Origin of the sequence: Haloprofundus marisrubri (assembly GCF_001469955.1) — an archaeon.
Classification (GTDB): Archaea; Halobacteriota; Halobacteria; order Halobacteriales; family Haloferacaceae; genus Haloprofundus; species Haloprofundus marisrubri.
In genome coordinates this window covers 557,694-570,246 of the sequence record NZ_LOPU01000029.1, presented here as the reverse complement: position 1 = coordinate 570,246, position 12,553 = coordinate 557,694, and the positions used below count along the sequence as shown (strand labels likewise).

The following is a 12,553-nucleotide window of genomic DNA, read 5'->3' as shown; positions in this document are numbered from 1 at the left end:
CCGCAGCGATGGACGACACCAAGAAAACGAACATGGACGCCGAATGAGCGCTATCGACCTGTCGAACGTCACGTTCGGCTACACCGACACGCCGGTGGTCGAAGACGTCTCGCTGACCGTCGAGGAAGGCGAGTTCCTCGGTCTCGTCGGCCCGAACGGCTCCGGCAAGAGCACGCTTCTCCGACTGATGCTCGGTCTCGTTCGACCCGACGCCGGCAACGTCGAACTGTTCGGAGAACCGGCACGGTCGTTCGACGCGGGCGAGCGCATCGGCTACGTCGCCCAAGACGTCGCGTCCGCCGCGACCGAGATGCCGATTACCGTCCGCGAAGTCGTCGAGATGGGTCGGTATCCCCACATCGGTTTCGGCCGTTTCGGTACGGAAGACCGCCGTATCGTCGCCGACGCCCTCGACACGGTCGGCGTCACGGACCTCGCCGACCGCCGCCTCGCACATCTGTCGGGCGGCCAGCGTCAGCGCGTGTTCATCGCCCGTGCACTCGCGGGTGAAGCCGACCTGCTCGCACTCGACGAACCAGCCGTCGGCGTCGACGCCGAGTCGAGGGAGGCGTTCTACGACCTGCTGCGCGAACTCAACGAGGGCGGCCTCACCGTCGTTCTCATCGAACACGACATCGGCGTCGTCACCGAGCACGCGACGACCGTCGCGTGTCTCAATCGCCAGTTGTTCTTCCACGGCGAACCGTCGGGCTTCGCCGACAGCGATGCGCTCGCGCAGGCCTACGGCGCGAACCAGCGGATGCTAGAACACGACCACGACCACGACGGCTCTCATTCACACCCATGACCGACTCGGCGCTGTTTCCGACCGCGAGTTTGCTTTTCTTGAACTTTGTCGACCAACTGGTACGCCTTCTCGGCGACGGGATGTGTGCGGCCACTCGACCGCTCGGCGTCGAGATTCTCTGCTATCAGTTCATGCAGCAGGCGTTCGTCGCCGGTCTCTGTGTGGGCGTCGTCGCACCGCTCGTCGGGAGTTTCCTCGTCCACCGGGAGATGGCGTTCATCGGCGACACGCTCGCACACACCGCCTTTGCGGGCGTCGCAATCGGCCTCTTTTTGGGCTCCGCCTTCGAGTTCGGCGTCTCGCCGTACGTGACGGCGCTAATCGTCGCGGTGCTCTCGGCGCTCCTCATCGAGTTCATCGCCGACTACACCGACGCCTACGGCGACGTCTCGATGGCCATCGTCCTCTCGGGCGGGTTCGCGCTCGGAACGGTCATCATCAGTCTCACCGACGGCGGCATCGCCGTCGGCATCAGTCAGTATCTGTTCGGCAGTCTCTCGACGGTGACGCTGGAGAACACGTCGATACTGCTCGTGCTCAGCGCGGTCGTCGTCGGCGTCGTCGCGCTGACGTACAAGCAACTGCTGTTCGTCACGTTCGACGAGACGGCCGCCCGCGTCGCGCGTCTGAACGTCTCGCTGTACAACCGACTCATGGTGGTGTTGACGGCCGTCGTCGTCGTCGCCGCCATGCAGATTATGGGCGTCATCCTCGTCGCGGCGATGCTCGTCGTTCCCGTCGCCGCCGCAGCGCAGGTCGCTCGGAGTTTCCGCGAGTCGGTACTCGCCGCCGTCGTCGTCGGTGAACTGGCCGTGCTCCTCGGCCTCGTCGCCTCCTACCAGTACGGCGTCGCCGCCGGTGGGGCCATCGTCCTCGTCGCTATCGGCCTCTACGCGGCCAGTATCGTCGCCGACAAAGCCATTCCACGGCGCTCGAAAATGGGGGAGACAGCTGCCACCGACGGTGGGAGTGAGATATCGAGTACCGAGAACTCGGGGAACGGTCGTAACGCGAACTGAACGGAGGCGGAGTCGACGCCGCGAACTGAGTGGAGACGCGGTCGACCCTCGCGGGACGGGCGTCGACACCGCGAACCGTCAGTTCACTCGACGTCGGCCAGCGGACTGAAATCGTCGACGGGCATCACGGAGTAATCGACGCTGAGCGTGTTCTGGGTCGCTCGAACCTTGCCGACGAACGCCGAAATCTCTTCGAGGGTGCCTTCGAGAACGAACAGTTCCATGCAGTAGTGCGCGCCGACGTGGCTGTGGAAGTTCGAGGCGACGAGGCTCTCGTGTTCGTGGCGTAGATGCATCATCCGCTCTTCGACGCTCGTCGTCTCGTAATCGAAGACGACGGTGACGACGCCCATCAGTTGGCGGTCCTCCAGTCTCGTGTCCTCGAACTCGCCGAGGAGGTTTCGCGAAGCCTCGCGGACGACTTCGCTCCGTCCGGTGTAGCCGTGGTCTTCGGCGAAGGCGTCGATACGTGCCAACAGTTCTTCGGGCATGGAGACGCTGACGACGGTCATATATTAACTCAGTGTCGCTCAGCTATTAGCAGTTATTATCCGAGCGTTGTCACTGTCGCCCGGACACACTCTCGCTCGTCGAAGTCAGCGCCCGCTGTGCGTGATACACTCGTCGTCGGTGTGAACAGCCGAACCACCGTACGCCCCGATGGTGACGCAGAATCACCGACGCCCACAGTTATATGAGGCGCGTGCGCAACGCCCACGTATGCACGAACCTCCGGAGACGCCGCGTCGTGAGGTGGTCGACACCGTCCACGGCGAGGAGGTTACCGACCCCTACCGCTGGTTGGAAGCCGAGTCCGAGGAAGTCAGCGAATGGGTCGAACAGCAGAACGCGTACGCCGAGTCGGTACTGGACGTGCCGGCCAGACGCGTACTCGAATCGCGGTTCGACGAACTCGCTCGCGTCACCGACTACGGGACGATTCGTCCCGCCGCAGGCCGCTACTTCCAGCGCATCAAAGCACCCGACGACGAACAACCTGTACTGTGCGTCCGCGACTCGCTCAGCGGTGAGCGACGAACGCTCGTCGACCCCAACGAGTGGTCCAAGGACGGGACCATCTCGATGGACTGGTTCGTCCCACATCCCGACGGCGAGTTTCTCGCCTACGGCGTCGCTACCGGCGGCGACGAACAGTACGACGTCCGAATCGTCGACGTCGTCTCCGGCGAGCGAGTCGACGAACTCCCCCACGTCGGCCGCATCTCCGCGACTGGATTCGCGTGGACCGCCGACGGCTTCTACTACGTCAGCACCGGAAGCCGAGAAGACGACGGCGTCCAGCAACTCGAAAAGGAGGTGAGACACCACGTTCTCGGGTCGCCGGGCGACACCGACGCCCTCGTCGTCGACGACTTCGAAGAGCAGGTCTGGCCCGTTCTCGAAACCGACGACGACGTGCTGGTCGTCCAGTACTACGAGGGCTGGGACCGCTCGGAGGTGTACGCGCTCGCAAAGACGCCCGACGCCGGACGGACCGACCCCGTCAACCTCGTCCCGGTCGTCACCGACCTCGACGCGACGTTCGACCCGACAATTCGCGACGGCTACCTCTATCTGCTCACCGATTTCGACGCGCCACGCTCTCGGCTGCTCGGATGCGGCGTCGAAACCGCCCTCTCGGGCGACGTCCACCCCGACGAGATGGACGAAGTCGTCCCCGAGCACAAGGAGATTCTTCGGGACATCGCGCTCGGCGACGACCGAATCGTCGCCCACTACCACCGCAACGCCTACTCGGCGCTGTCGACGTTCACCCGCGACGGCGAACGCGTCGGCCGTATCGAACTCCCCGAGTACGGCGCGGTCGCCGGAACGTACGCGTGGGACGGCGAACTGTTCTACACCGTCGAGTCGTTCAAGCGCCCGCCACGAGTCTGCTGTGCGAGCCTCGAAACCGAGGAGACGCGTATCCTCGACGAACCCGAGGCCCGAATCGAAGCCGACATCGAAGTGAAACAGGAGTGGTTCGAGTCCGCCGACGGCACCCGCATCCCGGCGTTCGTCGTCCACCGCTCGGACCTCGACCGCGACGGCGACAACCCGACGATTCTGACTGGCTACGGCGGCTTCCGGGTCAACCGGACGCCGACGTTCAACCGCTTCGCCGTGCCGTTTCTCGAAGCCGGCGGCGTCTACGTGTTGGCGACGCTGCGCGGCGGCGCGGAGTTCGGCGAGGAGTGGCACGAAGCGGGTCGCCGCGAGAACAAACAGAACGTGTTCGACGACGCCATCGCCGTCGCCGAGGGTCTCGTCGAACGGCGCTACACCAACCCCGACTGTCTCGCCATCTCCGGTGGCTCGAACGGGGGACTGCTCGTCGGCGCGCTCATCACCCAGCGGCCGGACCTGTTCGGCGCGGCGCTCTGTCTGGTTCCGCTTCTGGATATGCTTCGGTTCCACAAGTTCCTGCTCGGTCCGTCGTGGACGACCGAGTACGGCAGTCCCGACGACCCCGTCGCCTACGAGTACATCCGCGCGTACTCGCCGTACCACAACGTCGAGGAAACCGAGTATCCGGCGACGTTGTTCACGACGGCGGCGGGCGACACCCGCGTTCACCCGAGTCACGCCCGCAAGATGGCCGCCCGACTGCAGGCGGCGAACACGGGCAACCAGCCGGTTCTCCTGCGAACCGAGGAAAAGGCAGGCCACGGCATCGGCAAACCGACTTCGATGTACGTCACAGAACAGGCCGAACAGTGGGGTTTCCTCTGTCACTCCTTGGGACTCGACGCCGACGACCTGCGGTCGACACAGCGACCGCCGTCGGCGTAGCCGCCGACCGGAGTCGGCAACTGGGTTCGGCTTCCTTCTTCGAACTGTCTGCGCGGCAAGCGTTTAGCCCCCCGCGCTCGTACTCCGTCTCATGACCGACCCGAGCGTTATCGAGGAGGAACTCCGGGGCAACGGAATCAGCGTCGAATCGGTGGACGTCGACGGCGGAACCGAAGGTCGCGTCGACCTGACGTACATGACCGCCTTTCCCGCCGCGCACGTCAACCGCCGTGAGGTCGGTCAGGCGCTGACCGCCTTCATCGACCTCGCCCAACGAGGCGAGTGGGAGCCCGCGCCCGTCTACGCGACGTCGATTCGCATCGACGACGACGTACAGGGTCGCTGGCGGGCCGACGCCGACTGGTTCGACGGCTATCTCTCCTACAACCTCTCCGACGAGGACTTCTCGGAACTCGTTCTCGACACGCTCGAAGAGGAGCCGTCGATGTACGCCGGAGGCGACAGATGAGCCGAGAGGAGAGCGCGTGGCGACACCGCGAGGGAGTGGACGCGACGACCGGCGAGCAGCGCCGACCCTCCCGCTACGAGTTCTCGACGGTGAGCGTCCGCTTCGACAGCGACGGCCAGCGCTGTGTCGGAACGCTGTACCGGCCGGACCGCCCGAAGAACCCGCCGTTGGTGCTGATGTCGCCCGGATTCGGCTCCGAGGCCGAGTTCGGCCTCCCCGCTTACGCCGAACGGTTCGCCGAGCGAGGCTACGCCGTCTTCCTGTTCGACCACCGCCACTTCGGCGAGAGCGAGGGGAAGCCGAGAAACCTCGTCAGCCCCGCGAAACAGATTGCCGACTGGCGTGCGGCCATCGAACGCGTCGACGACCTCGACGGCGTCGACTCCGACCGCCTCATCCTCTGGGGCGCGTCGTTCGCAGGCGGGCACGTCCTGGAAGTCGCTGCCGGCGAACCGCACGTCGCGGCGGTCATCTCGCAGGTTCCGTTCGTCGACGGCCGGTCGACGACGCTCGCAAAAGGTCTCGGCTTCGCCGTGAAGGGACTGGCACTCGGCGTCGTCGACAAACTGCTGTCGGTCGTCGGCCGCTCGAAGACGCTCCCAATCGTCGGCACGCCCGAGGAGTTCGCCGTCATCAACGAACCGGGTGCGAAGACAGGATTTTTCGACCTCGTGCCGCCGGGGTCGGAGTGGGAGAACGAAACGCCCGCGCGGGTGTTGCTCTCGATTCCGGGTTACCGACCGGGGACGAAAACCGAGGAAGTCCACTGCCCGACGCTCGTCGTCGCCGGCGAACACGACGAAATCGTCTCGCTCTCTGACGTCGAGAGCGCCGCCGAGAAACTGCCGAACGGGACGTTCCTCCGTCTGCCCGTCGGTCACTTCGACATCTACGGCGACGAGACGTTCGAGGAGTCGCTGGCTCACCAGTTCGCCTTCCTCGACCGGGTCGTCGGCGACCCGGCGGACGACTGAGCCGTTAGTTCGAGGCAGGTCCAGTCGGCGGTCCGCAACGCTTCCAGTCGGCCGTCCGCGACGCTTCGCAACGCTTCGCGTCGACGCAATCCTCTTTTGGGTCTCCTCCGTCTCTCCGGTATGACCGTCTCTCGTACCGTCGAACTCGACGGCCACATCATCGACTCGGGGATGATGGGCCAGTGTTTCGGCATCGTGATGGATATGAACGGCTCCTTCGAGGTCGAGGAGTTCGAGGTCGGCCGCCACAAAGACGCCACCTCCTACTGTCGGATGCGCGTCTCCGCCGACACCGAAGGCGACCTGCAGTCGATTATCCACGAACTCCACCAGAACGGGGCGAACCCCGCGGACCCGCGTCCCGCATCCGCCGAACCCGCCCCCGGTGACCGCGTCGTTCCTGCCGGGTTTTACTCGACGACGAACCACCCGACGGAGGTGTTCTACGACGGCCAGTGGATTCCCGTCGACAACATCGAGATGGACTGTGCGGTCGTTCTCGAAGAGGAAGACGGCGAGTACACCGCTCGGACGAAGGTGCTGAACGCCATCCGCGAAGACGACCTCGTCGTCGTCGGCGAGGCGGGAATCAGAGTCAATCCCCCGGAGCGCCCCCGCGACGGGTCCGGGCCGTTCGGCTTCATGCAGGGCGGTGTCTCCTCGGAGCGACCCTCCGAGTCGCTCATCCGCGAAGTCGCCGAAGCGCTCGTCGAGACGAAACGCGAGGGCGGCAACGTACTCGTCGTCGCGGGTCCAGCACTCATCCACTCGGGGGCGGGCGACGCGCTGGCGGACCTCGTCCGCGAGGGGTTCGTCGACGCGCTCTCGGCGGGCAACGGGTTCGCCACGCACGACATCGAACGCGGCCTCTACGGCACCTCGCTCGGCATGGATATGGAGACGATGGAACACCCCCGGAAGGGCCACAAACACCACATCTACACCATCAGCGAGGTCATTCGCGCGGGCGGCATTCAGGAGGCTGTGGACGCCGGACTCATCGAGGAGGGCGTGATGTACGAGTGCATCGAAAACGACGTGAACTACGTGCTCGCCGGCTCTATCCGCGACGACGGACCGCTCCCTGACACCATCACCGACGCCGTCGAGGCGCAGAACGCCATCCGCGAGCAGGCCCACGAGGCCGACCTCGTGTTGATGCTGTCGACGCTTTTGCACTCGGTGGCCGTCGGCAACTGTCTGCCGTCGACGACGAAGACCGTCTGTGTCGACATCAACCCGGCGACGGTCACACAACTTCTGGACCGCGGGTCTTCGCAGGCTATCGGGATGGTGACCGACATCGGGACGTTCGTACCGACGCTCGCCGAGAAGGTGTTCGAGGTCGAGTAACGAACATATCTCTCGTATTTGATTTTTCAGAGAAAAGTTCAAATAACGAGAGAGTGATATCCGAAGGATGCTACTGTTTATCATCTTCGGCTGGCCGCGCCGGAGCAAGGAGTACGGCGAGACGTACCCTGCTCACTGCAGTCACTGCGAGAACGACCAGTACTACGAACTCGGGAAGTCCAGACGCTGGTTCACACTGTACTTCCTGCCGTTGCTGCCGCTTGGCCGGGCGACGCGGGGGCTGTTCTGCAGTATCTGCGGCGCTGGCTTCGAACTCGACCGGACGCAGTTCAAAGCCGCCAAGACGCTCTCACAGTCGACGACGGCGTTTTCCGAGGGAGAACTGTCCGAGGAGGAGTACGGCCGCGAGTTGGAAGCGTTCGAGGCGACGCTCGAAATCTCCGGTGCGCCCGACACCGAGCGAAGCGGCGACGTTCGTCCGGCAGATTCATAGTCAACACATCGAACCCACAGCGACCCGATACCCCGAAACCGCGCGATGACTCCGGCCTGACGACTGTAATTTTCCCTCCCGACATACACAAAACATTTAACGACGACACGTGACCGCCGTGACATGAACCGTGAAACGACGTTCGTCGCCGCGGCCACCGTCGTGGTCGTGGCGTCGCTCGTCGCCGCCGCGGTGGTCCCCGGTGCCCTCGCCGACCCGACCGACGACGGTCCGCTCCGTCCCGGTCCCGTCCACGTCGAGGAGGTTCCTATCGCCCCCGGCGCTGCGACGGGTGAGACGGCGACGCTCGCCGTCGAAGCCAGACTCGAACATCGGGGCAACCCCACCGACAACGTGACCGTACTGTTCCGCGCTATCGACAGCGAATCGAACCTCGTCGAGACGAGTCGCACCGTCGAGGTCGGAACCCTAACCGGCGACCGAGAGACGCCCGTCCGCGCCAATCTCACCGTCGCCCGCGAAGGTGGCTACGAGATTGAGACTATCGTCTTCCGCGACGGCGAACGTGTCGCCGACGCGACGCGGCGTGTCAGCGGTCTCGAAGCACTGACGCCCGCCTACGCGGACTCGAACGTCGTCTTCGCCGAGTCGACGGCGCTGCAACCGGTCTCCGTCTCGGTGGGGTCCGCCGAGGGCGACCGGGTGAGCCTCGACCTCTCGGGGGCGCTGACGAACGAAGGTGACACCCCGACCGGCGACCTCGAAGTGACGTTCGTCGTCCGGCAGGCGGAGTCGAACGTCGTCGCCGACCGCGTCACCGTCCCAGTCGGTGAGATTCGCGCCGGCCGGACCTCGACTGTCGACGCCTCCGTGACGGTGCCCGCGGAGTACAACTACTACGTCGACGCCATCCTCTGGCGCGACGACGTCCACGTCGACTCCGCACAGAGCGTGGCGAACCTCGACCCGACCGAGCGCATCAGCGCGAACGTCACCGAACAGGAAGTCGAGTTCGAGGTGGAGGACTTCGAATCCGACGACGAAGAGACGACCGCCGCCGAAGACGGCGGCACGTATGGAGCAGACTCGCAGACGACGACGCCCGGATTCGGCGTCGCCGTCGCCGTTGTCGCCCTCCTTGCGACAGCGCTTCTCGTCCGGAGGCGGTCCGAATGAACGCGAACGACGAACCAACGACCACAGAGATGACGACCGAGGAAAACCCGATGCAAACCGACGGCGGGACGACGAACAGCAACGCGACTTCGAGCAGTGGAACCACCCGCTCGGGTCGCGACGTACGGACGCTTCTGAACTACGCTGCGCTTGCGGTGTTGGTGCTGTTCGCACTCGTCGCGTCGGTACAGTTGTACACCGCCGTCGGCGGCGTTATCGACCGCTGGGTCGCCTCGGAGTACCGAATCTTCTTCCGCGCGGCGTTCAACCTCGTCGTTCTCCTGCTCTGTGTCGGCGGCATCTCGCTGCAACTGCGGCGACTCGACTGAGTCGGAGTCACCTGTGGAACTCCGGTCGATTGGCCGACACGAGGCGGTTCAGAAGGCCTATGACTGGGCCGCCGACCCCACCACCATGGACCCGACGACGGGTGTGATGGACCCGAAGACGAAACGACAGCGCGAGTGTGCCGTCACCGTCCCCCGGAGCGAGAAAGAGGCGGCAGTCGAACTGATTCGAGAGAATATTCTCTCCGAACTCACCGAGGAGTGTCCCGAGTGCGGTCACTACACAGTGTTGTCGACGTACGAACCGACGTTCTTCGAAGAACGCGACCCCGAGAAAGTTTCGGTGGCGTTCACCTGTCCTTCCTGTGAGTGGCCCATCGGCCTCGACTTCTGAGTTAGCAGTTGGCGCACGGTTCGGTCTGCCCGAATCTTCAGCACGTGACAGAATCAACTGCCGAGCCATCGAGAGACGAATAGTCGTGTCTCTGAGAGAGCTACTGCAGGAAGTGCCACAACCAGTGGTGTCGGAAGCCAGTCGACGAACGTAAGCAGTTGCTGCACACCGCCCGACTCTAAATACACAATCAAGAGAATTTGGCTAAACATCGTTACAAATGCCGCAACTGGATACCGGAGCACACGAGCGGTAACGGTCGAACCCAACTCGACGATGTGAGCAAAACCGTGGACAAGCACTATGCCAGCAACACAAGAGAACAGACCCACGAACAGTCCTGCAAACGCGGTCCCTCCATCTATTGCTGCCTGTTGCGGTGTCGGAGGATAGTTGTTCATCGTACCGTTTGTCACCCAAATGAGTAGTAATATTCCTACTATGAGACACGTCGCTGTGCGGAACACTGGAACGTTCTCTTTTCGATTCATATCTAATCCTATCAAAACAAACGGGATATGTTTTCTGTCTGGTCTGTACGCAATGCCGACACAAGCAAGACTCGGACGGACACGCGCTCTCTATTCAGTTTCGACGGCCACCCGAGTAAAAATCCCGACGGAGTTACTCGATTCGATTTCTCGACCTACCTCACAGCGCGACCCACGCCGCGAAGACGACGAGTCCACCGAGCGACGTGCTTGCGACGGCGTGGACCCGCAAGCGGTCCAACAGTGTGTGAGCGTCGCCGTCGATGCTGAGTGCCTCGTGAATCTCACTGCCGAGTTCGCATCGAGGCAGGAAGTCCATCGCCACGTGGAGGAACACGCCCGCGGCGAATCCGAAGACGATTCCCCGAACCGCGGCCGTCGCCGGGAGGACGACGATGCTCGACAGAATCGCGGCGAGACCGACGCCCGCAGCGGGCAGAAGCAGCACCGACCACTCACGACCGGCGCGTCGCAGTCGCGTCGCCGCGGCGTAGCCTGCTGGCCCTTTGTGCGAGACGATAGCGAGTCCGAGCGTCAGGCCGACTTCCATGTTGCCGTAGACGATGCCGATGATAGCGCCCGCCGAGAGCGCATGCGCCGACAGTTCCGTGACGGTTCGGTCGAACGGCAAATCGAGGTGAGCGAGGCGGTGGCCGACGGTGTGCGAGCCGAAGCCGACGAGCAAGCCGAGAGCGACGCCGAAGCCGCCGTACTGCGGAACGTCGCCGCTGACGCCGATGGCTTGGGGAAGCAGAAACACCGCGGCACTGGTTATCATCGCACCGCTGGCGAGGCCGTACCCCCAGACGAGGACGCCCGCACGCTCGTCGGTTCGGCGCGCACCGAGAAAGCCCGCGACGGCCATCGCCAGAAACGCGACCCACGAGATGACGAGGAGGTCTCTCGCGCCGCGCTGGAGCGCAATCGCCGATAAGACGACCAACAGCGCGACCGAGCCGATACCGACTGCCGAGCGTCGTTGCACGTTGTGAAACGGGAGACTGAGATTAATATGGCCGTCGATTTCGTCGTTTCTATCACTTTCGCCGTCTGCGACGCGAGGTTACTCGACCGGGCCGCGCGACGACGTCGCGGTTCGCACTGGCCGCTCCCACGCGTAGATAGCGAGCGACCCGACGACGAGAACGACGCCGGCGACACCGAGCGTCGACAGCGGCGAACGCACGTCGGAGAGCACGCCGCCACCGAGTTGAAACGGGATGACGGTGAGGCCGCTGACCATCGCCATCGCGCTCAACACCGTCGCCCGACCCAGCGAGTCGATACGGTCGTTGACGTACTGCCCGGCGAGCGTCCGCGTCGTCTCGCTGATACCGCGGACGAACAGCAGTACGGGTATCGCAAGTAGCGGAACGACGGACATCGCGGCGAGCGACACGCCGACGACGAGCGGAATCACGGCGAACCAGCGCCGGAGGCCGACCCGTTCGGAAATCCATCCCGCTCGATAACTCAGGCCGGCGGCGACGAGGCTGATTGCCGCGTAGAACCACCCAAGAAGCGGTTCTATCTGTCCTTCCGAGACGCCGTACTGCGGGACGACGCCCTCGAACACCGGTTGCAGGAAGATGAACACGAGATAGGAGACCGCCGAAAACAGTACGAAGTAGTAGAGGACGAACGAGCGGATGTTCCGCTTCGAGACCGTCTCACGGACGATTGTGAGCGTTTCGCGGAAGCCGAGGCGGTCCGCTCGCGTCTGTTCGTACGTCTCGGATTCGTCGATACTGAGTAAGACGACGAGGCCGAGGCTCGTCACACCGGCGGCGACGAAGAAGGGGTACGAGAGGTCGAGGCCGCCGAGATAACCGCCGACGACGGAGGCACCGACGCCAACCAGAAGAGCCATCGACTCTCCGCGGCCGCGGACGTGCGCGAACTCGTCTTCGGAGCGGTCGTCGGTGAGCGCGTCGTACAGCCACGCGTCCTCGCTGCCCGACCGGAAGTTGTAGCCCATCGACCAGCAGACGTACAGCACGGAGAGCGCAGCGAACGACTCGGCGAGACCGATGGCGAGAAGTGTCATCGAGATGAGTACAGTGCCGACGAGGAGGCTGTTCCGGCGGCCGATTCGGTCACCGACGTAACCGGTCGGAATCTCGCCGAGCACCGTCGTCAGGTTGTACAGCGATTCGAGAACCGCTATCTCCGCGAAGGTGAGCCCCTGTGAGAGAAAGTACAGATACATGATGGGGCGATAGAACTCGACGGCTTTCGTCGCTTTGTACGCGTAGTACGCGAGCACCTGCGACGACGAGCGACGACCGACTCCGAACGACATTCGTCTCCCGATTAGCCCGGTTACTCACTTTATTTTCGTTATGATAAATTCTGAAAATCGTAATACACC

14 protein-coding genes are annotated in these 12,553 nt (G+C 63.9%); 10 read left to right on the top strand and 4 right to left on the bottom strand.

Features of this window, described 5'->3' with window-relative positions; all coding sequences use genetic code 11:
* Positions 1–43 precede the first annotated feature (43 nt).
* Together AUR64_RS13370 and AUR64_RS13365 are read left to right on the top strand one after the other, a co-directional pair.
* Positions 44–808, top strand: a complete 765-nt coding sequence (locus tag AUR64_RS13370; RefSeq protein WP_058582719.1) for a metal ABC transporter ATP-binding protein — start codon at positions 44–46, stop codon at positions 806–808.
* Positions 805–1,827, top strand: coding sequence for a metal ABC transporter permease (locus AUR64_RS13365; RefSeq protein ID WP_058582436.1), 1,023 nt, complete (start codon positions 805–807; stop codon positions 1,825–1,827). The genes AUR64_RS13370 and AUR64_RS13365 overlap by 4 nt, the downstream gene beginning before the upstream one ends.
* Before the next feature lie 83 nt (positions 1,828–1,910).
* Here the strand turns inward: AUR64_RS13365 and AUR64_RS13360 are convergent, their stop codons facing one another.
* Entirely contained in the window at positions 1,911–2,339 is a 429-nt protein-coding gene (locus AUR64_RS13360) for a CopG family ribbon-helix-helix protein (protein ID WP_058582435.1), read from the bottom strand.
* Between the two features lie 208 nt (positions 2,340–2,547).
* Here AUR64_RS13360 and AUR64_RS13355 point away from each other — a divergent pair, with 208 nt between their 5' ends.
* From AUR64_RS13355 to AUR64_RS13320, 8 genes are all read left to right on the top strand, one after another.
* The gene (locus tag AUR64_RS13355; protein WP_058582434.1) at positions 2,548–4,623 is read left to right on the top strand and encodes a prolyl oligopeptidase family serine peptidase; all 2,076 of its coding nucleotides are present in this window, start codon (positions 2,548–2,550) and stop codon (positions 4,621–4,623) included.
* 91 nt (positions 4,624–4,714) lie between these two features.
* Positions 4,715–5,092: a hypothetical protein gene (locus tag AUR64_RS13350; protein WP_058582433.1), complete on the top strand. Its 378-nt coding sequence runs from the start codon at positions 4,715–4,717 to the stop codon at positions 5,090–5,092.
* Entirely contained in the window at positions 5,089–6,066 is a 978-nt protein-coding gene (locus AUR64_RS13345; RefSeq protein WP_071391277.1) for an alpha/beta hydrolase, read from the top strand. The genes AUR64_RS13350 and AUR64_RS13345 overlap by 4 nt, the downstream gene beginning before the upstream one ends.
* A gap of 120 nt (positions 6,067–6,186) precedes the next feature.
* The gene (locus tag AUR64_RS13340) at positions 6,187–7,419 is read left to right on the top strand and encodes an ornithine cyclodeaminase (RefSeq protein ID WP_058582432.1); all 1,233 of its coding nucleotides are present in this window, start codon (positions 6,187–6,189) and stop codon (positions 7,417–7,419) included.
* Positions 7,420–7,486: 67 nt separating this feature from the next.
* Positions 7,487–7,873, top strand: a complete 387-nt coding sequence (locus AUR64_RS13335) for a zinc-ribbon domain-containing protein (RefSeq protein WP_058582431.1) — start codon at positions 7,487–7,489, stop codon at positions 7,871–7,873.
* A 123-nt stretch (positions 7,874–7,996) separates the two neighbouring features.
* Positions 7,997–9,010, top strand: coding sequence for a DUF7490 domain-containing protein (locus AUR64_RS13330; RefSeq protein WP_058582430.1), 1,014 nt, complete (start codon positions 7,997–7,999; stop codon positions 9,008–9,010).
* The gene (locus AUR64_RS13325; RefSeq protein ID WP_058582429.1) at positions 9,007–9,339 is read left to right on the top strand and encodes a hypothetical protein; all 333 of its coding nucleotides are present in this window, start codon (positions 9,007–9,009) and stop codon (positions 9,337–9,339) included. Before AUR64_RS13330 ends, AUR64_RS13325 begins: the two co-directional genes overlap by 4 nt.
* An 85-nt stretch (positions 9,340–9,424) precedes the next feature.
* Positions 9,425–9,691, top strand: coding sequence for a hypothetical protein (locus tag AUR64_RS13320; protein ID WP_155120614.1), 267 nt, complete (start codon positions 9,425–9,427; stop codon positions 9,689–9,691).
* A gap of 53 nt (positions 9,692–9,744) precedes the next feature.
* On the opposite strand, the gene AUR64_RS20555 is transcribed toward AUR64_RS13320, so the two are convergent.
* The 3 genes from AUR64_RS20555 to AUR64_RS13310 form a co-directional block, all read right to left on the bottom strand.
* Complete coding sequence (locus AUR64_RS20555) at positions 9,745–10,182, bottom strand: hypothetical protein (RefSeq protein WP_155120613.1); 438 nt, start codon at positions 10,180–10,182, stop codon at positions 9,745–9,747.
* 160 nt (positions 10,183–10,342) lie between these two features.
* Positions 10,343–11,167 (bottom strand): hypothetical protein, encoded by an 825-nt coding sequence (locus AUR64_RS13315; protein ID WP_058582427.1) that lies wholly within the window; start codon positions 11,165–11,167, stop codon positions 10,343–10,345.
* Positions 11,168–11,245: 78 nt separating this feature from the next.
* A complete protein-coding gene (locus AUR64_RS13310; protein ID WP_058582426.1) occupies positions 11,246–12,484 on the bottom strand; it encodes an MFS transporter in 1,239 nt (412 codons plus the stop codon).
* Positions 12,485–12,553: the final 69 nt, after the last annotated feature.

Bases quoted from the DNA above. Each gene is read 5' to 3' on its own strand.
- AUR64_RS13370 (WP_058582719.1), top strand. From the start codon at position 44: ATGAGCGCTATCGACCTGTCGAACGTCACGTTCGGCTACACCGACACG.
- AUR64_RS13365 (WP_058582436.1), top strand. From the start codon at position 805: ATGACCGACTCGGCGCTGTTTCCGACCGCGAGTTTGCTTTTCTTGAAC.
- AUR64_RS13360 (WP_058582435.1), bottom strand. From the start codon at position 2,339: ATGACCGTCGTCAGCGTCTCCATGCCCGAAGAACTGTTGGCACGTATC.
- AUR64_RS13355 (WP_058582434.1), top strand. From the start codon at position 2,548: ATGCACGAACCTCCGGAGACGCCGCGTCGTGAGGTGGTCGACACCGTC.
- AUR64_RS13350 (WP_058582433.1), top strand. From the start codon at position 4,715: ATGACCGACCCGAGCGTTATCGAGGAGGAACTCCGGGGCAACGGAATC.
- AUR64_RS13345 (WP_071391277.1), top strand. From the start codon at position 5,089: ATGAGCCGAGAGGAGAGCGCGTGGCGACACCGCGAGGGAGTGGACGCG.
- AUR64_RS13340 (WP_058582432.1), top strand. From the start codon at position 6,187: ATGACCGTCTCTCGTACCGTCGAACTCGACGGCCACATCATCGACTCG.
- AUR64_RS13335 (WP_058582431.1), top strand. From the start codon at position 7,487: ATGCTACTGTTTATCATCTTCGGCTGGCCGCGCCGGAGCAAGGAGTAC.
- AUR64_RS13330 (WP_058582430.1), top strand. From the start codon at position 7,997: ATGAACCGTGAAACGACGTTCGTCGCCGCGGCCACCGTCGTGGTCGTG.
- AUR64_RS13325 (WP_058582429.1), top strand. From the start codon at position 9,007: ATGAACGCGAACGACGAACCAACGACCACAGAGATGACGACCGAGGAA.
- AUR64_RS13320 (WP_155120614.1), top strand. From the start codon at position 9,425: ATGGACCCGACGACGGGTGTGATGGACCCGAAGACGAAACGACAGCGC.
- AUR64_RS20555 (WP_155120613.1), bottom strand. From the start codon at position 10,182: ATGAATCGAAAAGAGAACGTTCCAGTGTTCCGCACAGCGACGTGTCTC.
- AUR64_RS13310 (WP_058582426.1), bottom strand. From the start codon at position 12,484: ATGTCGTTCGGAGTCGGTCGTCGCTCGTCGTCGCAGGTGCTCGCGTAC.